Source organism: Azospirillum sp. TSO5, assembly GCF_003116065.1.
Classification (GTDB): domain Bacteria; phylum Pseudomonadota; class Alphaproteobacteria; order Azospirillales; family Azospirillaceae; genus Azospirillum.
In genome coordinates, this window is the sequence record NZ_LGQY01000165.1 from 1 (window position 1) to 18,539 (window position 18,539).

Consider the following 18,539-nt stretch of genomic DNA (forward strand, 5'->3'; position numbering starts at 1 on the left):
GGTACAGGTGGCCGGGATCAAATCGGAACAGGTGGCCGGATCCAAATCGGAATCCCTGGCCGGATAAATCGGTATCCGCAATAGGGCCGAAAGGCGACGGTTTTGCACGTCTTTCGACCCGTTGGAACTGACCTACCGACCGGCACCGCTGCTGAAGAAGAACCCCCGCTCCGGTCTGTGCGAGAAGCAGGTGGTGTCGCTTCCCGCATCGATCCTGAACGGCTCCGGGGCCGCGTAGGTACTGCGCACCCAGCGGCCGACATACCGGCGCCCGCTGGGCGTTTCCTGGATCTCGAAGTCCGTCACAACGTCGAGTGCCAGGATGACGCGGCCGTTCTGAAAGCAGATCAGTCCAGCCTCGGCGTTGCCTCCGCTCTCGGCGCCGGCGCCGCCGTGGGAGGCCACCACCAGTGCTGCAGCGATGGTTGTCATGAGCATCGACCGCATGTCGCCCTCCCGTCGTGGTGCTTCAGTGTTCAACACCGACGGCAGGTGTTTGGATTTGGGGCAGCCGAACCGGTTGTTCCTTTTTCGGAAGCGGCACTTCGCGCTTTCAGGTCCTGAAGGCGCGCCAGTTCACATCGCCGCGTTCGCCCTGCTTATGGTCAGCCGAAACGATTGCAGCCCGCCTGTACCTGCCTTCCGCGAGGGAGAAAAAAGGCGTCTACCGCGCCGTCGCGCACCGATACTCGAAAAAGCAAAGGCCGGTAACAACCACGAGAACAACGGAGATCAATATGAAGTCTGGTAGTAGTAATTCATTGCCGTCCAGATATGCGAGCGCAGTTGCGGTGATAGAGGATATCGACATTACCAAACACACCCGCGTGAACATCCTTGCTATCGACGCATGGGATGTCATTCTGTCCCCTCCTCGAGTGCAGCCTAGCAACAACAAGCACATCACAGAACACGGCGGTACTCGCGTGCGGCGGCTTGTCACCCTCTTCAGCCGTAGCGGGCCTCTATTAGGCGATGATACTGCTCGAAGCAGTGCAGGAGTCGTGGATCAAACATCGTCGGTCGGACCCGCTCGTCCCCGCGGAGCATGATAGCGACGGCCTCATCATGGCTCAGCGCTGGCTTATAGGGCCGGAGCGACCGCAGGGCGTCGTACACGTCCAGCAGCCTCACGAGGCAGCCGGCAAACGGAATGTCTGAGCCGACCAGATTGAAGGGGTAACCGCTTCCGTCAAAGTTCTCGTGATGGGAGAGCGCCATGGCCGCCGCCACCTCACACACGGGCTGCAGACGCAGGTATCCCATAAGGGTGTGCTGCTTCATCACATGACGTTCATCGACGGAAAGGGGGCCACCTTTCAGCAGGATCCCGGCCGGAACCCAGAGCTTGCCGACATCGTGAAGACATGCCGCACGGGCCCAGCGCTGGGCGGTCTCAATGCTGAGTCCGACATGAACGCCAAAGGCCTCGACCAACATTCCTACGCGCTCATTGTAGGCGCCCACCCCAGCGGTATCCTCCCCGAACAATTCCTGGGCTTGCGCAATGGTGTGCCTCAGGCTCATCGCCGCTGCCGGCTCGCTGACGTCGACGCGGCGAAGCGTGGATGCCGATTGTCTCAAGGTACCCCCCTTGTGTTTGGAGGGGACTCTAGCAGCGCGGCCGACACCAGCGCGCCGCTGAAAGGCGCAGCGATTCGACGTCTTTCGGCACCGTGCGTCGTGTGACTGGCCAGCGGCCTAACCAGGAGGATGAGCTATCGGCGATCGAGCCACATGACGGTGACCACCTTCGCCGGAGAGGGCCCCTGCGTCAGGCTCACGGCCACGGCCGCGTCCCGGCCGCCCACGCGCCGGCTGAAGTTCACCCGCCATTCACCGTCGGCCGCGCCGGGCTCGACCTTGTAGGGCATGCCCTTGGAGATAATCTCCAGGGCCTCGCGCTGAGCAATGTCGCGCTCCGACATTCGGTCGCTGTAGGCATGGGCCGTAAAGATCACTTTCTCCTCCCGCAAAAGATCGACGGCGAGACGCGCCAGATCGTCCAGACGCGGCGCTGACCATCGGATCGGCCGCCGGAACAGGAGGACCTGCGCCGGCGTCGACGGCTTTTGCGGCCGCGGCAGAACGAAGCTCGGAACGGTAGTCTGGGACCGCGTATTATGAGCGGGCAGCATGGGCGATCTCCATGATGACGGAGGCTCCATCGGCGCGCAGGGTGTGCGCCAGTCGGCGGGCTCGCTGTTCAGCGATGCCCGGGTCGGCGTAGCGGCGCTTCAGAGCGCCCCCGTAACCGGAATTGACGAGGAGCCACGGGAAGGTTGGGCAACGCGCGCTGTCGTCAGAGACAGACACTCGAGAGCGCGGACCGTTCAGGATGCCGAAACCTCTCATGGTCTTCTCCGTTTCACGCGACCGACTGCAGCCCATCGGGCTCGAACCGGCCAACGCCTCCCCGCAGGTAGGTCAGGCTCTGTTCGATGGCGATCCACCGACGCTGCAGGCGTTCCGCGACGGCCGCGGTCGTAAGACTGCCCGCGAATGGGTCGCACACCGTGTCACCGGGCTCTGTGGTGAGCTTGATGAAAGGCTCGACGATCGCCTCGGGAAAGCGAGCCGGGTGTGCCGGCAGTCCGTGGTCGCGGCAGTAGCGCTGGTAGGCGCTGTTCGAGGCGGTGTTGGGGGCGATCACGAGATTCGACATGATACTGCCCCCGTTGTCGGCTCCGAAGGCACCTTGGGCCAGTACATGCCCCGACGGCCGCACTGCGCCCCTCTCGCCACCTTGTGCCAAGCGCTTCTGCATGGCTTCGCTGTACGGCTGGAGGCAGTGCCGGTTGTTGGCCTTAGGGCTTTCTGACCGCGACAACCACCAGAGGCTCTCGACCTTCTGCGCAAGCCGAACTCGCTTGACCGTGACCCACTGCGCCGGCGACGGCAGGGCGGCCGGATTGTGCCAGTGGCAGCGCTGGGCAACGTGGAAGCCCAGGTCGTCCACCAGCTTCAGGATAAGGCGCTCTTGATACAGGCTGAGGGCCGGCCTTCCGGGTTGCCACGCGTCGCCGAGGTTCAGGACCAGCGAGCCGTCGGGTGTCAGGCAGCGGTGAAACTCCCTGGCAAGGCCAGTCATCCAATCCAGATACGAACCGACGTCTTCAGCCGTCTGGTAGTCCTTCGTTGTCAGGATCGGATATGGGGGGCTCGTGAAGATCAGGTTGAGCGATTGATCCTCGATGTGGCCGAACGCGCTCTCGGCCTGCGCCCATACCGCTGCGCCATTTTCCGTCTCGTAGACGGTGACCACGATGCCGGGCATAGCGAAGCGGAGGTCCTTCTTCCCTTTCGCAGTGAGACGCCAGAAGTTCCGAACCGATCCATCCAAGTGTCCGGCCAGGAGTGCCTTCTGGCGGCACCACCGTACATCCCGGTCGAAGGCGCGGTAGGTGCCGGATGGCAGTTGCACGGTCTCGCGACGCTGCTCCTCGGAGAGCTTCAACCGGTCGGCGACGGCGGTCACCGCCTCCGCCGCCGTGAGCCCCTTGGGAGCGTCGTCAAGGACCTCCAGCAATGGAAGCAGAAGCTGGCTCTGTCGAGTGCGGTTGGTCATGCTTCCGTTCCTCAAAGAGCAAGAGCGAACTGGCCGGTGGTGACCACCGAAGCCATGTGGGGCTGCACCGCCGACGCCGGGCGCGGTTCCGGCCGGACGGCACCCTGCGCGCGCCGCGGGGCCCTCGGTGGCGCGTGGTCAGTCGTGGCCGGCGCGGCGCAGGTCGGAGAGACCGGAGCGGGATGTGCGGCCCGTTGAATGGTCTCGCTTAGGGACACGAGATGGTCGACGAGGCTCGTGCTGCCCTCCAGCACGTCATCCAGCGCCACCATCACCATCTCGCTGGCTGGCAGGATGGGGTCGGAAAAGCTCATGAAGAGGCACCAGCGGCCAGCCGTCGGCCAAGGGAGGGTGAGGCTGACGCGGCACCCAGTTGTGCCGTCGAGCCGCTCTTGAAGGCACCTCACGCCGCGCTCCAGTTGCTCGTAGAGCGCCTCGGCGCCAGGGAGCCCGAGCCTTGCACAGGCTTCTCGGACGGTCTTCCAACCAGCGTCGGAGAAGGAATTTGGGAAGAACCGCATTACCGCCTCCCTCACAGAGCGAGCGCAAGCTGGCCGAAGTCGGCAGCGTGCTTGCAGGAGCGGGATGGGCGGCGGAGCGGGAGAACTGCAGCAGATGTGCGCGACGGAAGCGGCACTACGTTGCTCCCGGTGAGCGGAGCGAGCACCTTTCCAAGGGCGCGCCCCAGGGCGTGGAAACAACTCCACACAGCGCCCTGCCCTAGCAGTTCATGCGCGGCGGTGGCGGAGCGGCCGTTGATGATCGCAGCGGCGAGGTCATCCGGGATCGACTTGACCCGGGCGTGCTCCGCCGGCGTCAGCAGGCGGGAGAGCGAAGCGTCGTGGGGGGCCTGCAGGGACGGCTCGCTGGTCCGGTGCTTCCAGTACGACCGGCCGATCGTGCCGATGGTGGTGTTGTCGGCGGTCACGATGTTGCGCTTGAAGCTGTTCCCCTTGGTCGCCTGCGCCTCAGCGTGCCGATCCAGATAGGCATGATCCTGCCAACGCGGATCGCCCGGGGGCACGTCTTCAAGGATGTCCCCCAGCCGGGTGGCGGAGCCGGGTTGCGCTGGCACCTCGAAGGTATCCGGCGCCAGTCCCTCGCTGATGCCGATCAGCGTCCAACGCCGACGGGCTTCGATAGCGCCAAATTCCGACCCGACGAGCGGCACTTCAAAAACCCTGTAGCCGAGGCGCTTGAGTTGCGTGCGAATGATTGCGGCGGAGGCCGTCGAGGCGTACTGGGGGACGTTCTCGATCGCCGTGATCGGCGCCTCCGACGCGCGCAGCAGCGTGAGGTATGCGTGGCAAAGGTGCCCCGCCTGCTCGTCCGCTTCCGGCATGGTCAAGCGCTTGCGTGCCCGCCCGGCGACACTCGCCGCGGTGCACGGCAGCCCGGCCAGGAGGACGGACAGCTTGGGCATGATCTCGGGCTCGATCTCGTCGATGCTGGCCTCAATGCTCATCCGGCAGCCCTTAGTCGCCGGATTGGCGGTGACCGCCACGTCCAGCCCCTCAGGATCGATGTCGACAGCCAGCGCCGCCTCAGTCGCGATACCCGCCTCGTGCAAGCCGGCATGGACGGCATGGTCGATGATGCCGGCGCCGATGCACAGGGTTCCGACCGACAAGGGGCGGCCAGCGCCGAGCCGATCCCGCAGGTCCGCTTCGCGTTGCGCCTGAGCCACTGCCAGCGGCGGCAGCGTCACCTCGATCTCGCGCTCGCGGTAGATGACGCGGACCTTCTCCGCGGCCCCGAACACACGATCCAGAATGGCACCTGCAAGGTCGATGATAGGGCGGATCACGCCGCCCGAACGGCGGGTGCGGCTGCTGACCATGCGCTCACCGTCCGGGCGCAGTTCGAGGACGATCTTGCGTCCCGCGGCGTCGGTGCGGAGGTGAAAGCGAGAGCCGGGCTCAAAAGCAACAAGCGATAAGCGCGGTCCCTCAAGCCAGAGGCGGGACTTACCCTTGTTGCAGCCAATGCGGGCGTGGGCGATGTGCATGATGGGGAACCGATGCGGTGTGGGGATGGTCCAAATCCTGCCATATCGTACAGAGCGCAGCAAGCACAAAATCGTACAGAGCGCATAACGCAGCGTCTGGCCAATGGCGACGACTGGCGTCAGCATCGGACGGAGAGTGCGCCCCGTCTGACAAAGACACAGGATCAAACCAAGAACAATGATGATGCTCGCGCTATCACTGTTCTCTGTTCCGAATTCCCGGTGTTTTACCGATACTTTGGGCAGGCACCACCCCGCCGCACGCTCTCAACGAGGATGGCTATGAACGATCCCAGCTACGGCAAGACCATGGGCAGCCTACTGACCCTGTCGGAACTGCGCCAGGACCTCGCCACCGCGATATTGGCCATGGGCGACCTGATCCACCTGATTGGACGCTCTGATCTGGCTGAGCAACTGGTGGGCGCACCACAGGGGCTGTCCTACCTCGACAACATGGAACCAGAAGCGCTTGATCTCACGTCTCTGGAGGCTGCCCAAGCGATGGAGCGCCTCTACCACGTCTGCTTTGAACCGAAGCTGGGCATGAAGTTGGACGCGCTCGGCGGCGACTTGCTAATGCTGGAAGGTCTCATCGGAGCCCTTCCCAGCGAGTTCCCAGGCGAGCCGGTCAATCTGCCCCGAACCAAGGAGCGACTGCGTCGCTTGCACAGCGCTGGCTGGGCGCGCAGCACCATTGCGTTCATGACGCGCTCAATTGCGGATGGGGACATCGACGAGGGCTCCAGGCGGTGTTGGGCCCTGACCGTGGCCGAGATCGCTGCGATTGCGCAGATGGACGAACGCTCGGTGCGGAACAAGGTAGGCCCGGCCAGTCGCACCCCTCTGCGGTCCGTTCCCCACCCGCTCGGAATGAGCCGTCTTGTTCAAGTCGATGGCTTCGAAGCGTTCGGCTGGCTGATCGGCCGGCGCATGTTCCGGCCGGTGCCGCTCGACCCGGGCGTGTTCCAGAAGGCTGTCGCCAGCCCGGTAGACCGCCACCACCTCGGTATGGTCCTCGGCATTCTCGGCTGGTCGAACATCGGCCCGACCAATTACCTCGCCAAACGTCTTGGCTGGATGGTTGGCGAGGTGGAGGGCTGGATCAAGCACGGCCCCACCAAGGAGGAAACGAAGGCACGAAAGCTGGCGGGCCTGCTCGGCCTCGATCCTGACGCCTTGGCCGCCTCCGTCGTTCGGCTTGGACGCTGACGGTGGAGGGGACCGTGGCCTTCGATTTGTCCAAGCACGCTTCTGACCGGTCCCAGCAGCGAGCGATTCCGCCCGATGTGGTGGAGGTACTCTGGGAGTATGGCTCTGAGATGCGCCGGCGCGGCGGCGACGTTCTCTTCTTCGACAAGTCCGCCCGCCAGCGCCTATGCCGTGATCTGGGCTCGCAGGCGCTCCGCCGCTGCGCCAAGGCGCTCGCCTGCTACGCCGTCGTCGACGACAACGGCCGGATCATTACGGTGGCGCACCGCCGCTTCCGCTTCAAGCGGCCTTAACGCGCCGCACGTTCCTCACCGTTCAATCCCGACATGGAGTAACGCCGTCATGGAGACGACGAACACCCCCCGCATGTCTGCCCTCTTCCGCCAGCTCGCCGCCGTTGAGCAGCAGCTCTGGGAACACTTTGGTGTGAAAGACCAGGGTCAGTATGCCGCCCAGCTCGTCGCCCAGGCCCTAGGGGCGCGCAAGCTGGCCAACGGGGTCAACAAGGGATACGACCTCCACCATGAGGTCTACGGGCGGATCGAGGTGCGCTCACGTCGCTACCCGCTCGACGGCCGGCGCGAGGACCGCGCTCAGGTTCCAGTAGTGAAGGCCGGCCATTTCGACTATTTCCTCCACCTAGTCTTCGACCAGACGTTCTCCGTAGTCGGCGCCTACCTTTGCCCGCACGATCGGATCTGCGAACTGGCCGCGGGCAGCAAGAACCGCTGTGTCCGCTACGCCGACGGGTTGGCCTCGCCAAGCGCCATCGACATCACCGGGGCCGTGCGGCAGGCCCAGACGGCAACCTGATCCACGTCAGGAGCAGGCCGGTAGGCGTGATCTGTCTCTGGAGGACATTGCGTCATAGGGGAGATAGCCTTCTCGCCCGTCAGCCAGCCGCACCTTGGCGGCCCAGCCGTCGCCGCAGGCCTTGTTACCGGCCAAGTCCACCAGGGTATCCCCTGGAAGGCGCGCAATCACGGTCTGACGATCCGCTTCAAAGACCGGAGCTCCTCCGAGCACGACCATAACCTGCAATCCGCGGCGTTGGCTCTGTGCAGGTTTGGCCGGAGCATCGCCATTCGTGGGAGCATCGACGGATTGCACGTTTGTCGGCGTGCCCGGCGTACCGCCCGGACTATCGAGGCAATAATCGGTCAGCCGTTGACGGTCACGTGAGGACAGGGAGGTCAGCGAAACCAGTCCCACACGCCCATCGGAGAGACGGATGCCCACCGGCTTGTCTGCAGGAAGGCCGCAGAACTGTCCGTCGGCGAGCGGGACAAGTTTGCCGCCGGCCAGCTTGGCCATCTCCTCGCTACCGTCGAGTGAACGGACGGTAGCGCCGCCGGCCGCCGTCATGACCTGCCGGGTGCGCCGAACATGCGTGTCGCTGGAAGGGGAGGAATCCGACCCGGAAACCAGAAAATAACCAAGCCCAAGAATGACGAGCACACCGGCGGCAATGACTCCTGGGATCAGTGAGGCGCGGGCTCCCCCTGCAGCTGGCGATGCCGTGTTGTTCACCACGACGAATGGCCCGGTATTCGTCCCTGAACGCGTCCGAGCATTTCCGGCACGCGGCGCCCCGAAGACCGATGCCGGTTGAGGCTGGGCAGCAGGTTGGGCGCGCCGCGGCGTCGACGGCTTGGTAAGCGGTGGAGGAGGCGCAGCGCGTTGCCGTGACTTCTCCGCAGCGCGTTCCTGTTCCCGCGCGCAATAAGCGCAGCTGTCGCCGATGAATTGATGCTCTGGGTTCGTGGAGCACGTCTTCACCTGGCCGGTGAGCGCATCGAGCAAATCTCGCCATTCGACCATGTTGGGCCGGTCGGCTGGCCGCTTGGTGAAGGCTCGGTCGAAGGCCGATCGAAGCGCCGGCGGAAACCCTCGGTGTATGCTCTGGACGGTGGGCACCTTCCTTGGCTCGGGACGGTCGTTCCGATACGGGTAGATCCCTGCGACGATGGCTCCAGCAATGTCGGTTGGGTCGCTCTCACGCGATGCGGGGCCCGGCCTGCCCTGGAACGGGTGGATGCCCTCGTTCAGGAGCTGGAACGCGATGACCGCGAAAGCGAAAGCGTCCTGTTCTATACCGAGCCGTCCGGGCGTCGATGAGTGTCCTTCCGGCGCGAGATATTCGATGGTGAACATCTCAGCGGGGTAGACATCGGCACGGCTGCGGATCGAGAACCCGTCGCAGTCGATCAAGCCGATGAACCCGCTATCTCGGTATACCAGGACATTGGGCGGCTTCAGATCGATGATGCTGTGGCCGGCGGCATGCACGTCGGCAGCAACTGAGGCAAGGTTGCGCGCCACGAAAAGGCGGAAGCCAAGGTCGTCGCGATGGCCGGCCTGGCTACGTGCTGCGCGAGTGAGGATTTCTTCGAGTGTCGTTGCGCTCGACAGGTCGACGCGGCGCATGCGGTAGCCAAGGAACCGCCCGGAGCCGTCCCTGACCAGAGCGTTGGGCCACGCCAGTTCCACCACATCGGTGCCGTTGTGCTGGACGACGGCCTGCTGCGGTGGCGCCGCAAGCATTGCCGCGACTTTGCCTGCGAGACCGTCGTCGGGTTTGTGGTAGAGCTTGACCACATGACGGTCATCGCCGACGACGCGGCGGACGCTTCCGGCGCCGCCGGCGCCAATCTGGCCCGACTCCACCGTGATCGGCTTTCGCTGAGCGCCTGATCCGTCGTGGAGAAACAGTTGCATCAGTACCTCCGTGCCCAGACCAGCGTCTTGTCGTCCGGGTTGTGCGTCGCCTTTTCCGAGGCCAGGGACGCCGCCAGCGCCTTTGCTCCGTCAGCATGGTTGACGCGGCGAAGGTGCCGATCCACCGCTTCACAGAAGCCAGCTTTCGGGCTTCCGTCTGCGTGAAGGGCGAAGCCGGCCGCACCGTCGGTCATGAGCAGGATGCTGGTCACACCCCTCAGCGGGGTTATGCGCAGATGGTCTGCCCAGCATCTCTGGGTAACGAAGAACGTCTCGTTTGCGTATTCACCGTTTTCCGGCGCCGATACGGACGCGCCCTTCCAGTTCGCCGCGCCGTCCTCAGCGAGGCTGACGCTGGCAACTGCTGCACCATCTCCGATATGGAGCACGAATCCATCTCCCTGAGGGAGCAGGACGGCCGCAACGACTGTTGTGTGATAGTCCGAAAGGGGGAGACCGGCCCGAACCGCTTCTTCCTCCAGGCACTGCCGCGCGTGGCGCACGGCAGCGGTCGCCCAGACTACCAGCGGCACGCTGGCGGTACTGCTCACCCCGCGCAGGTTGTCCAGCAGGGCGCGCACCATGAGACCAGCCCCGACTTCGGCTGAGGCCGCGCTGCCAGCACCATCGCAGACGACAACGATTAGCGCGCCATCCACGACGTCGAAAGCGTAGGCGTCTTGGTTCGGGAGTCCGGCGCGGACATGCGACGGCCCGACCACGGAGGCACCAACAACGCGCCAAGGCGCTATATCCGCTCCGGAGACGCGATCGGCTCGTGCAGGGCTGGTCATTCCGGTCAGGTCTCGATGGTGATCATGCGGGGAGCCTCGATCTGCATCTTGGTGCCCGCGGCGGCTTGGCTCGCGCTGCTGACGCTCGCCGAAAGCCAGACGAACAGTTCGCGGAAGGCGAGCCCGTGCAGCCGCAGCACCCCTTTTCCTGGCGCGTTGAAGGCAGCGAGCTTCTCCGTGCTGGCGCCCTCGACGGCTAGAGGGAACACGATGGCTTTCTTGTCGACCGCCGCCGTTCGCATCTCCTCCGCAGCATCCTCCCAATCCGCATCAGTCGGTTCGCCATCCGACACGATCAGCACCCACGGACGGGTGTACGGAATGCCCATGTTCCGGAGACTGGCTTTGTAACTCTCCAACTCGGAGAGCGCCAGGCGGGCGCCAGCTCCGAGCGGGGTCGAACCGTTCGCGTAAATGGTTGGGGCCTGGAAGTGCATGGCGTCGGTCCAAGGCGTCATCACCTGGGCCAGGTTGTCGCGGCCGATGCAGACGATGCTGACGGCAACGCGATTCCGTGCCACCGGGTCCGCCTTCAAGGCTTCCTCAAACGCCATCAGTCCGTCGTTCAGCGATTGAATGCGTTTGCCGTCCATAGAGGAGGAGGCATCCAGGACGAGGATGCAAGGGGTACGCTGGGACGTATTCTCTTCGAGCTGGGCCTCAAGTCCGGGGATACCGTTCATGCCATTTCTCCAGGATGTGCGCAGTCCAAGAACCAAGGTCCGGCGCAGGTTGGAGAGACCATAGCTTGGGCGGCTTTTCGGGCGCGCCTCCAAAAGACGATGAAAATCGTCGCTTTTCTCTGGTGCCCCGGTCACGAGCGACGAAGTGCGGGTGTGTCGTCCGAACGCGACGCCGGCGGTTAGGGCGGCCGGTGGCGCCCCCCCCACCATCGTCAGGCAGGGACGGAGAAGACACGCCCCCTTACGGGGGCGCTCTTCACGGGTTTAGGTTGGTGTTGTTCGATGTCAGCTGGATCATCTGTAAACGTCGGTGTTCTGCTTGACCACGGACACGGCCTTTGCCCGCAGCTCCGCCCCAGCGTTATGAGGTAGGGTCATTGCTGCTGGCGGAAGTCGCCGGCCGGAGCACCTTCAGCACATGATCGGGCGGGAACCCGACAATGTCGAACCCTTCGAAGCCAATGGCGACGCAGGCATCCGATTCACGCTCGACCTCCACCACCTCCATGTAGAGGCAGTCGAAGGCCGGGTGGTTGTGGCGAGGATCCGCATAGAGGTCCCCTTCGAGGTCGACGAAATCGCCAACTTGCAAATCGCTGCTGGCGACGAGAACGAGGTTCGTCATGGATTGCCTCCTTAAAAGCTACTGGGGAGGCACACACCCACTGCGGGGAGGCATGCCTCCCCAGGAAGGGTGGTTGAGATCAGAGAACTGCAGTCCAGCCTTGCAGTCGGCAGACGGCCGAGAACGCAAGAATGGCCGCATTGTCCCCGCTGTAAGTCCCAACCAAATCGCTCTCCGCTTCGGGATCGGCGAGATTGATCAGGTCACAGGTCTTGGTGGCGCAAACGCCGCCGTTCACCTCGGACACCCGGTAGAACGTCCGGCGGTCCTCCGAGGCGATGATCAGCGCTTTGTTGGCGGTCAACACGATGCCTGCCGGGGTTGGGCCACAGCAGTACCTGTTGACGAAGCCGGCCACCATCGCGTGGTTATGCCACAGCTCCTCAACCCGGCTGGCCTGAGATCGCTGTCCGAACTCCAGGCCGAAGTGCTCTGCCAGTTCCCAGACCGACTGATGGGCACCACAGACTTCCGTGTCCGTGTGCTTCAGGATGCAGCTGAACCAGAAACTGTCTTCCGACACATTGAGGCAGTCGCACTCGGTGGAGACGTCGTCGTCGTCGATCTCGCTGGGCTCTTCATCGCAGTCCTCGGCGTCCTCGTCAGACGGCGCGGGTTCGGTGTTGAGCCAAACGGCATCGTAATCGAACTTCTTCACGCGGAGCAGATCGTGCTCCTTGACCAAGCCGGCCAACCTGATGATCTCGCGGGCTTTGGCTTCGTCGATGCTGAAAACGACCACCGCAGGAATGGTTGAGTACTCGCTCGAGGCGCTGCACTCGGCGGTGTAGGTCTTGAGATCAGCCATGATGTGAACTCCTGTCGTGAAAGCGCTGGCAGAAGACACACCACCCCTGAGGGGAAGGAGGCCTTCCCCAGCGGGTTTGGTCTGAGCAAGATGAGGGTGTCGCGCTCGGCTGCAGTCCGCCGGGCAGGACGTATCCGCAGGGCCGAACCCTGCGGTTTGGTGTGGCAGGGACCAAGCCCGAAACCACAACGAGGCCCGAAGACCAAGGCTGCTTCGCCCAGATGGGCCAGGACCAAAGCTTGTCCTGCCAGCTCAGTGCCGGATCGAGCGACCAGGCGAACCTCGCCGCTCGACGAGCCGCCGCGTCATGCAGACGGCCCACTGTGATGCACGGGGCATCAGGAGTGCACTCAGTCTAATGGAGCCAGCGCCAGCGTTCAAGATGGACGCCGGACACGATGCAGGTGCCGTCACCGACTGCCAAGAGCACGGTCACGCAATCACCGAAGGGAGCCACGCGGCAAGACTGCGGTCCCGCACAACGCGAGCCGCCTGGAGCTCCCCCGCTGTCTCCCAGCGTGCCCGCGTGAGCACGGCGCCGGCGAACTCACCCTCCGGCCCATGGCGAAGCAGAAGCGCGAAACCCGGTTCGTTCACGACCCGCAGCCCGACATTACCCGGAGCGATGTGCCGCAGTTCCTCCCCCGTCAACCTTCTGCAGGCGACGTGCTCTTTCCAAGCGTGGCGAAGCATAAGGAGCGCGTCCAAGGGGGCACCAGCCGCTACCAGACGGTCACGGAGCACCCAGAAGGACCGTCCGCCCTTAGGGCGATCAGGATCGGACAAGAGATCATCGGCCAAGTCCCGGTAAGACGGTCGCCAGAGGAGCCACTCGTAGAAGGGAATGGCGCTGGGAGGGCTCCGATCGCAGCCTGGGGCCGGCGCCGTCCGGAGGTCAACATCGTCGACCATGTCGGGCGGATTGGCTTTCACCTCCTCCCATTGCTCTAGGATCACACGTTCAGCCTCTGCCGCGGAGACGCAGAACCACTCCGTGACGCGGGTCAGGTCCGTCGCATGGTCCGATAGGGCCACATGGACAGCCGCCTCGATAGCCGGAGCGTGGTCTCCGCACTCCACCTGAAGCAGTACTGCGAGACGCTCTGGATTTCCCGTCTGCAGGTCAGCGCACCGGCCGGTCGGGTCGACGCTGTGGCCGATCTTCACCGGCCCGACCGCCGAGGGACCAATCACATAGACAAACACCTATCCCTCCACGGGGCCTGACGACTCTACCGCTCAAGGGTTCGGCGGTCGATTATGGCCAATCAACTCTCCGCGCCCGCGAGACGCACGCTGGCTCACGCCGTTCCTCTGGCACAGAAAAGGCCGGACGCCCATAGGCTCCGGCCGAGGAAGGATAGGTGGTGAGCTGTGCTCAGTGCAGTGAGGTCGTCGGCTTTGGAAACGGGTCCGGCACTGTGCCCTCAGGGTAGTAGGTCTTGGCTTCGGCGATGATCTGGCGCGTTGTGCCATCGGTCGTCACGGTCATCAGGATGTCGTACAGGTCCTCCTTCGACATCGGCTGTGAGCCCTCACGCACCTCGATCTTATTGCGGTCCTTGTTCCACTCGGACACCGATTTGCCGTCAGCCGGGTTCCAGACCCGCCCCACGGCGTCGACGATCTCCACCTTTGTGAGCCCGTCGGCCGCTTCGGTCAGCAGCGTCTCAATGAGGGCAGCCAACCGGACTGGGTCTTCTTGCCCCATCGCCTCCTGATAGGCAGCCAGCGCCTTCTCGTAGGCGGCAAAGGCCAGCGGCTTGTGACCCTCCAAGCCCGGGACCGTCACGGTATCGCCCAGAAACTTGCCCAATCGCTCCATCGCCTTCGCCGCTCCCGGCCAGTCCATCTTCACCAGGTCGAGTATCTCTTTGACGCCCTCAGAGGCATCACCGCCGGTCGCTTTCCGGAACTCCTTGAGCATGTCGTCGTCTTTAGTCACAGTAGGTTGCCCCGATGCGCCCGCGCGCCGCCCATGGTTGCTGCTCAGCTCAGAACTCGCAAAAACGAGCGTCCGGGCGCAACCATACACCCGGAGCCTGAAATCGGCGAGCGGGGAATCGTTACGACCGGGTAAAATCCTTGCAAATCCTTAGGCGCCAAAGCAGCCAAGATCATTAAGCACAAGCCACTCAGACCGGACAAGGAGATATCTGCGAGAACGGTTGACCGCGCGACTGAAGGGACAATATGCGCGCTGCGGCGCCCACTCAGGAACGGCCGTACTGTGGCGCCCGTTGGTCTCCTTGGACGCGGCGCACCAGCATCTCCCTCAACCTCGCCTGAGAGCAGCCGGCGGTCACAAATTCGATAGCGGTCACCTGTCCCGCTTCGAAGGCCTGCCCTAGGAGAGCGCAGTCGGCGATCTTCTGATCGGTGTCCAGCGAGACCGTAACGAAGCCTGACTGTTGCGCGACCCGCAGGCCGAAGCCGCAAAGGCCAAGCACACCGACAACCAACATTGCTTTCTGAACCACGCGCCGAATGCGAGGGGAGTGGTCGAACAGGCTTATCACACACTCCTCCCACCCCAACACCCATCGACTGAAGCGAAGGGCCGTGTTTGGCCCCTCAACGCCTTCCAGCATTATGCCGCCTGCGTCGCTTGGGCCTCAGTGCGGCGCCAGTGATCTGCCCAGAGCTCGACCACCGCTGCCGGCTTCAACAGTGCCACACGCGCCCAGGCCACGCCATAGAGCGTCGGCATCCGGACGTAACCATGGGCGGCCACATCCCGGCCGGCAAACCGTGGGTCTGTCGTAAAGTTCAATATTGTCCCGTAGACCGACAGCTGCACAATGTCCGAGAGGAACACCCGCGGCAGCCGCCGGGTCTTCGTGTCCACCGGCACCAGAAGTCCTGCGTCCGACATGAACACCTGATCGGGTCGACCGAGGAGGGGAACAGGCAGGTTGGTCCGGACCTCCTCCTCCGACAGGACGAGACGGCCACGGGCCAACTCCGCCGGCATGTTCTCACGGCGGAGCCAGAGAAGGCGGTCCGCGTCCTCACGCTCCCGCACCCGGTTTCGTATCTTGCCAATCACAAGACGTTCCATAGCGGCTGTCCTTTCCAGGGGGGCCTATCCAGGGGGCGTTAGCCTACTGCGAGGAAGCGGCGAACCTCGGCGTCGAAGCGTTCGTGTTCAGCGATGCCGGCCTGACGGCGAGCCTCATTGGTGAGGGCCGGAGGAGGACCGCCGCAGGCACTCTTGGCCAGCTTTGTCGCGGACACCGCCCGCATTCGCCCCCACCGCTGCACCGCAGGGCCATTCTCCAAAGTCGCAATCGCCTTCATCGGGTGCCGAAGGAACTCCTCGAAGGTCAGGCCCACCTCGTGGAAGCGGCACGCGACGAACAGATCGCCATAAAGCTCCAACTCTGCGTCCAGCATGCCTGCCTCCTGAGGTGTGCGTTGCCTGTCCAGGGGGCGCGCGGCCGTCCGCTCACCCTCTGTGTTCAGCCTACGGATTTTCCCGGAAACGCAAGTCCTCGCCTCCCTTAGAACTTTGCGGTGTCTGCCTCCAAGGCAGCCTGCCGCTGTCGAGCCCCCTCCTCAACCTGGCGGTAGGCGGCTCCAAGTACTGCCATTTTCGCGACCATACTGCTTCGCGATCGCAAAGGGCCAAACTTCTCTTCCAGATCACTGATGAGCACCCTTTCCCAATCCTGCGCATCGGGGAAAGACGTCATCGGGTATTGGGCCGTGTCGCCTCGCGGCACGTTCTCGTCCATCCGCCGGCGGCTCCCTTTTCCTCCGAAGAACCTTACTTTCGCCCACCGGATTGAGATCGCCACATTCCGTCGCTCAACCCGCGCCAGATAGCGGTTGTGTTCGGATGACGGCCTTTCCTGGCGGACACGCTCACATTCTCCGTAGAAGCCCGATGAGAGTCCCCGGGCCTCAGTTTCGAGCACATCGCCCTCGGACAACAAAAGAGCTCTCAACAGGTCCGTAAAACTCGCTCCGGTCCGCTCCCGCAGAGCTTTGATCTCATCTTCAAGGGTCATTTTTCCTCGGGGGGGTCTGCGCAAATACCTAACCATCGGCGCAGACCCACCCCCCTGCGCAGATGGGAGCAGGGCCACATCAAAGCAACGGGGGAAACGAGGTCTGCGCAGATCATGATCTGCGCAGACCGGGGGGGCTGCGCAGATAAAGCCACGCTATCACTACCCCCGAGCACATTCAAGGGCGGTCTGCGCAGATCATGATTTGCGCAGACCGGGGGGGCTGCGCAGATGAAAACCACCAATGTATCTGAAGTATGGTTGTTCTTCCGGTCATCTGCACAAGAACGACCATGGTCTGCGCAGATTATGATCTGCGCAGACCGGGGGGCTGCGCAGATGGGAACCCCATGGTGTACGGCACGTTATGAAGCGCTGGCTCAGCTAGTGCCTCTTTTGGCTCCGGCTAAATACCCAAATGGGGCTGCCTGCAGCCCGACCTGATGCCCATGGATATGCTCCGCCGCCGCCGGTACCGCCAGAGCACCGCCAGAGCACCGCCAGAGCACCGCCAGAAGCACTTTGTCCCCAGCACCCGAGAAAGACGTCGATTTCCGACGTCTTTCGGCGGCGCGCCGTGCGCTTCGAAGTTGGTAGCATGGCTCATAGGTTCCTGCAGTGAACCGCCAGAGCAACTTCCGGGAATGTGCCGCCATGTTCGCCATCGGGCTCGACATTGGGTATTCGAACCTCAAGCTAGCCTTCGGAAAGGTGTCGGACGACGGGCTGGCCAAGCCTGCCGTCACACGGGTGTTGCCCGCCGGCGCTGGCCGCCTGTCAGACCTCCCATTGCGGATGGGTAAGGCAGACGGAGACACAGACGCTCTTGTCGTGAACGTCAACGGTGAGAAGTGGGCTGCAGGTGTGGATCAGGCTCGGCTTGAAACCTCAGTTCGCGAGTTGCACGCCGACTACCCCGCCTCCGATGCCTACCGCGCACTGTTCCACGCTGCCCTCCTCATGGGCGAGCACGACACGGTGGACCAGCTCATCACCGGCCTGCCGGTCTCCCAGTTTCTTGATAAGGATCTCCGGGCACGTCTTTCAGACCGGCTGACCGGTCAGCATCAGGTCACCGCCGGCCGGGCGATCACAGTGAAGAACACGCTGGTCGTTCCCCAGCCCTTCGGCGCTTACCTGGACCTGCTGAACACGGTCGAGGACGCCGCGGAGCTTGAAGAGTCACGGATCATGGTGATCGATCCCGGCTTCTTCTCGGTGGATTGGATCGCCATCGAGGAGGGTGAGATCCGCAAAGCCAGCAGCGGCACGTCCAAGCGGGCGATGTCGGTCCTGATTGAGACAGTAAACAGCCTCATCCAGGAGGACCATGGAGGCAGCGCCGGCATAGAGCGGCTGGAACAGGCAGTACGTCAGGGCAAGACCTCGGTCCCGGTGTTCGGCACTCCGGTCGAGCTGGCGCCGTACATGGATAAGGCGGCGCAGCGCGTTGCTGTCGAAGCCCTGAAGGAAATGAAGCAGCAACTCCGCGCCAACGACCGCGCTGTAGACATCGTGCTGATCGTCGGCGGGGGTGCCAAGGCTTACGAGGCGGCGGCCCGCGACCTTTTCCCCAAGAGCCGCCCCGTGTTGCCTCAAGAGCCGGTCCTGGCGAACGCACGAGGCTTCTGGAGCGCAGCTGTCCAATGAGAATCGTCCTGGTCATAACACGCGCTTGCGCCGAGCTGAGTGAGGAGCTCGAGCGTCTACCGTCCAGAGACCGCGCTGAGTTTGTCCGTAGCCTGGCAATGCAGGGCCTCTACCGCCGACGCGAGATCAATGCGGGCCTTGTGGCTGCTGCTGCTCCTTCTTCCCCAATGCCGATCGCCGTATCGACAGCGACACCGGACCCAAAGCTGGGGCGCTTGAAGCGCAAGGCTCTGAAGAGCTTGGAACTCGACTGATGAGAGAAAGCACGGCCAACGCCAAGGGCCTTTCATAACGATGCAATACTGCATCCGCGCCTAGGAGACTGCTTCGTCCAGCTTCCAAGGGAGACAGCCAGCAGGGTGCACTGAGGGGAACTTGATTGTCAATCGGCTTCCAATTTCCAGCCGGCATCGGCTTGCAATTTCCAGCCACGCTTGCGGTTGCAGAACCTGTTGTCCAG

General features: G+C 63.6%; 22 protein-coding genes. 5 read left to right on the forward strand and 17 right to left on the reverse strand.

All coding sequences use genetic code 11. From position 1 onward, the window contains the following. Nucleotides 1-132 precede the first annotated feature (132 nt). Nucleotides 133-432 (reverse strand): hypothetical protein, encoded by a 300-nt coding sequence (locus TSO5_RS31215; protein WP_146203876.1) that lies wholly within the window; start codon nucleotides 430-432, stop codon nucleotides 133-135. Between TSO5_RS31215 and TSO5_RS32490 the strand changes: the two genes are divergently transcribed. Continuing rightward, nucleotides 431-751 (forward strand): hypothetical protein, encoded by a 321-nt coding sequence (locus TSO5_RS32490; protein WP_136705956.1) that lies wholly within the window; start codon nucleotides 431-433, stop codon nucleotides 749-751. The genes TSO5_RS31215 and TSO5_RS32490 overlap by 2 nt on opposite strands. A gap of 197 nt (nucleotides 752-948) precedes the next feature. On the opposite strand, the gene TSO5_RS31220 is transcribed toward TSO5_RS32490, so the two are convergent. The 5 genes from TSO5_RS31220 to TSO5_RS31240 form a co-directional block, all read right to left on the reverse strand. Continuing rightward, entirely contained in the window at nucleotides 949-1,584 is a 636-nt protein-coding gene (locus tag TSO5_RS31220; protein WP_136705955.1) for an HD domain-containing phosphohydrolase, read from the reverse strand. Between the two features lie 134 nt (nucleotides 1,585-1,718). Further along, on the reverse strand, nucleotides 1,719-2,138 hold the full coding sequence (locus tag TSO5_RS31225; protein WP_109155250.1) for a DUF4258 domain-containing protein: 420 nt from the start codon (nucleotides 2,136-2,138) through the stop codon (nucleotides 1,719-1,721). 230 nt (nucleotides 2,139-2,368) lie between these two features. Beyond that, complete coding sequence (locus TSO5_RS31230) at nucleotides 2,369-3,568, reverse strand: site-specific DNA-methyltransferase (protein ID WP_109155252.1); 1,200 nt, start codon at nucleotides 3,566-3,568, stop codon at nucleotides 2,369-2,371. Between the two features lie 11 nt (nucleotides 3,569-3,579). Continuing rightward, nucleotides 3,580-3,882, reverse strand: a complete 303-nt coding sequence (locus tag TSO5_RS32495; RefSeq protein ID WP_136705954.1) for a hypothetical protein — start codon at nucleotides 3,880-3,882, stop codon at nucleotides 3,580-3,582. A 218-nt stretch (nucleotides 3,883-4,100) separates the two neighbouring features. Further along, complete coding sequence (locus tag TSO5_RS31240) at nucleotides 4,101-5,576, reverse strand: DNA cytosine methyltransferase (RefSeq protein WP_158282520.1); 1,476 nt, start codon at nucleotides 5,574-5,576, stop codon at nucleotides 4,101-4,103. A 282-nt stretch (nucleotides 5,577-5,858) separates the two neighbouring features. Here TSO5_RS31240 and TSO5_RS31245 point away from each other — a divergent pair, with 282 nt between their 5' ends. The 3 genes from TSO5_RS31245 to TSO5_RS31255 are packed head-to-tail and all read left to right on the forward strand — an operon-like array spanning nucleotide 5,859 to nucleotide 7,601. Continuing rightward, complete coding sequence (locus TSO5_RS31245; RefSeq protein WP_109155256.1) at nucleotides 5,859-6,788, forward strand: hypothetical protein; 930 nt, start codon at nucleotides 5,859-5,861, stop codon at nucleotides 6,786-6,788. Nucleotides 6,789-6,802: 14 nt separating this feature from the next. After that, the gene (locus tag TSO5_RS31250) at nucleotides 6,803-7,081 is read left to right on the forward strand and encodes a hypothetical protein (protein ID WP_136705953.1); all 279 of its coding nucleotides are present in this window, start codon (nucleotides 6,803-6,805) and stop codon (nucleotides 7,079-7,081) included. A gap of 49 nt (nucleotides 7,082-7,130) precedes the next feature. Next, on the forward strand, nucleotides 7,131-7,601 hold the full coding sequence (locus tag TSO5_RS31255) for a hypothetical protein (protein WP_109155259.1): 471 nt from the start codon (nucleotides 7,131-7,133) through the stop codon (nucleotides 7,599-7,601). A 6-nt stretch (nucleotides 7,602-7,607) separates the two neighbouring features. Here the strand turns inward: TSO5_RS31255 and TSO5_RS31260 are convergent, their stop codons facing one another. From TSO5_RS31260 to mobI, 11 genes are all read right to left on the reverse strand, one after another. Further along, nucleotides 7,608-9,506: a hypothetical protein gene (locus TSO5_RS31260; protein WP_109155261.1), complete on the reverse strand. Its 1,899-nt coding sequence runs from the start codon at nucleotides 9,504-9,506 to the stop codon at nucleotides 7,608-7,610. After that, nucleotides 9,506-10,300 (reverse strand): PP2C family serine/threonine-protein phosphatase, encoded by a 795-nt coding sequence (locus tag TSO5_RS31265; protein WP_109155263.1) that lies wholly within the window; start codon nucleotides 10,298-10,300, stop codon nucleotides 9,506-9,508. The genes TSO5_RS31260 and TSO5_RS31265 overlap by 1 nt, the downstream gene beginning before the upstream one ends. 5 nt (nucleotides 10,301-10,305) lie before the next feature. Beyond that, complete coding sequence (locus TSO5_RS31270; RefSeq protein ID WP_158282521.1) at nucleotides 10,306-10,983, reverse strand: VWA domain-containing protein; 678 nt, start codon at nucleotides 10,981-10,983, stop codon at nucleotides 10,306-10,308. Nucleotides 10,984-11,344: 361 nt separating this feature from the next. Further along, nucleotides 11,345-11,608, reverse strand: a complete 264-nt coding sequence (locus TSO5_RS31275; protein ID WP_109155266.1) for a hypothetical protein — start codon at nucleotides 11,606-11,608, stop codon at nucleotides 11,345-11,347. A gap of 79 nt (nucleotides 11,609-11,687) precedes the next feature. Then, nucleotides 11,688-12,416, reverse strand: a complete 729-nt coding sequence (locus TSO5_RS31280; RefSeq protein ID WP_109155267.1) for a hypothetical protein — start codon at nucleotides 12,414-12,416, stop codon at nucleotides 11,688-11,690. A gap of 432 nt (nucleotides 12,417-12,848) precedes the next feature. Next, nucleotides 12,849-13,622 carry a GIY-YIG nuclease family protein gene (locus TSO5_RS31285; RefSeq protein WP_109155268.1) on the reverse strand — a complete coding sequence of 258 codons (774 nt, stop codon included), beginning with the start codon at nucleotides 13,620-13,622 and terminating at the stop codon, nucleotides 12,849-12,851. Between the two features lie 172 nt (nucleotides 13,623-13,794). Then, nucleotides 13,795-14,343, reverse strand: a complete 549-nt coding sequence (locus TSO5_RS31290) for a hypothetical protein (protein ID WP_136705951.1) — start codon at nucleotides 14,341-14,343, stop codon at nucleotides 13,795-13,797. 286 nt (nucleotides 14,344-14,629) lie between these two features. Then, nucleotides 14,630-14,935 (reverse strand): hypothetical protein, encoded by a 306-nt coding sequence (locus TSO5_RS31295; RefSeq protein WP_146203877.1) that lies wholly within the window; start codon nucleotides 14,933-14,935, stop codon nucleotides 14,630-14,632. Nucleotides 14,936-15,006: 71 nt separating this feature from the next. Then, complete coding sequence (locus TSO5_RS31300; protein WP_109155271.1) at nucleotides 15,007-15,477, reverse strand: hypothetical protein; 471 nt, start codon at nucleotides 15,475-15,477, stop codon at nucleotides 15,007-15,009. Between the two features lie 38 nt (nucleotides 15,478-15,515). Then, nucleotides 15,516-15,812, reverse strand: a complete 297-nt coding sequence (locus TSO5_RS31305; protein ID WP_109155272.1) for a hypothetical protein — start codon at nucleotides 15,810-15,812, stop codon at nucleotides 15,516-15,518. A 107-nt stretch (nucleotides 15,813-15,919) separates the two neighbouring features. Then, on the reverse strand, nucleotides 15,920-16,429 hold the full coding sequence (mobI, locus tag TSO5_RS32870) for a conjugative transfer protein MobI(A/C) (protein WP_109155273.1): 510 nt from the start codon (nucleotides 16,427-16,429) through the stop codon (nucleotides 15,920-15,922). Between the two features lie 654 nt (nucleotides 16,430-17,083). Between mobI and TSO5_RS31315 the strand changes: the two genes are divergently transcribed. Next, the gene (locus TSO5_RS31315; protein WP_109155274.1) at nucleotides 17,084-18,079 is read left to right on the forward strand and encodes a ParM/StbA family protein; all 996 of its coding nucleotides are present in this window, start codon (nucleotides 17,084-17,086) and stop codon (nucleotides 18,077-18,079) included. Nucleotides 18,080-18,539: the final 460 nt, after the last annotated feature.

What these genes read in the sequence shown, in the direction of transcription:
- TSO5_RS31290 (WP_136705951.1), bottom strand. Translation starts at nt 14,343, where the DNA reads ATGCTCAAGGAGTTCCGGAAAGCGACCGGCGGTGATGCCTCTGAGGGC.
- TSO5_RS32495 (WP_136705954.1), bottom strand. Translation starts at nt 3,882, where the DNA reads ATGAGCTTTTCCGACCCCATCCTGCCAGCCAGCGAGATGGTGATGGTG.
- mobI (WP_109155273.1), bottom strand. Translation starts at nt 16,429, where the DNA reads ATGACCCTTGAAGATGAGATCAAAGCTCTGCGGGAGCGGACCGGAGCG.
- TSO5_RS31260 (WP_109155261.1), bottom strand. Translation starts at nt 9,506, where the DNA reads ATGCAACTGTTTCTCCACGACGGATCAGGCGCTCAGCGAAAGCCGATC.
- TSO5_RS31300 (WP_109155271.1), bottom strand. Translation starts at nt 15,477, where the DNA reads ATGGAACGTCTTGTGATTGGCAAGATACGAAACCGGGTGCGGGAGCGT.
- TSO5_RS31265 (WP_109155263.1), bottom strand. Translation starts at nt 10,300, where the DNA reads ATGACCAGCCCTGCACGAGCCGATCGCGTCTCCGGAGCGGATATAGCG.
- TSO5_RS31315 (WP_109155274.1), top strand. Translation starts at nt 17,084, where the DNA reads ATGTTCGCCATCGGGCTCGACATTGGGTATTCGAACCTCAAGCTAGCC.
- TSO5_RS31230 (WP_109155252.1), bottom strand. Translation starts at nt 3,568, where the DNA reads ATGACCAACCGCACTCGACAGAGCCAGCTTCTGCTTCCATTGCTGGAG.
- TSO5_RS31225 (WP_109155250.1), bottom strand. Translation starts at nt 2,138, where the DNA reads ATGCTGCCCGCTCATAATACGCGGTCCCAGACTACCGTTCCGAGCTTC.
- TSO5_RS31270 (WP_158282521.1), bottom strand. Translation starts at nt 10,983, where the DNA reads ATGAACGGTATCCCCGGACTTGAGGCCCAGCTCGAAGAGAATACGTCC.
- TSO5_RS31240 (WP_158282520.1), bottom strand. Translation starts at nt 5,576, where the DNA reads ATGCACATCGCCCACGCCCGCATTGGCTGCAACAAGGGTAAGTCCCGC.
- TSO5_RS31255 (WP_109155259.1), top strand. Translation starts at nt 7,131, where the DNA reads ATGGAGACGACGAACACCCCCCGCATGTCTGCCCTCTTCCGCCAGCTC.
- TSO5_RS31305 (WP_109155272.1), bottom strand. Translation starts at nt 15,812, where the DNA reads ATGCTGGACGCAGAGTTGGAGCTTTATGGCGATCTGTTCGTCGCGTGC.
- TSO5_RS31280 (WP_109155267.1), bottom strand. Translation starts at nt 12,416, where the DNA reads ATGGCTGATCTCAAGACCTACACCGCCGAGTGCAGCGCCTCGAGCGAG.
- TSO5_RS31215 (WP_146203876.1), bottom strand. Translation starts at nt 432, where the DNA reads ATGACAACCATCGCTGCAGCACTGGTGGTGGCCTCCCACGGCGGCGCC.
- TSO5_RS31275 (WP_109155266.1), bottom strand. Translation starts at nt 11,608, where the DNA reads ATGACGAACCTCGTTCTCGTCGCCAGCAGCGATTTGCAAGTTGGCGAT.
- TSO5_RS32490 (WP_136705956.1), top strand. Translation starts at nt 431, where the DNA reads ATGAGCATCGACCGCATGTCGCCCTCCCGTCGTGGTGCTTCAGTGTTC.
- TSO5_RS31245 (WP_109155256.1), top strand. Translation starts at nt 5,859, where the DNA reads ATGAACGATCCCAGCTACGGCAAGACCATGGGCAGCCTACTGACCCTG.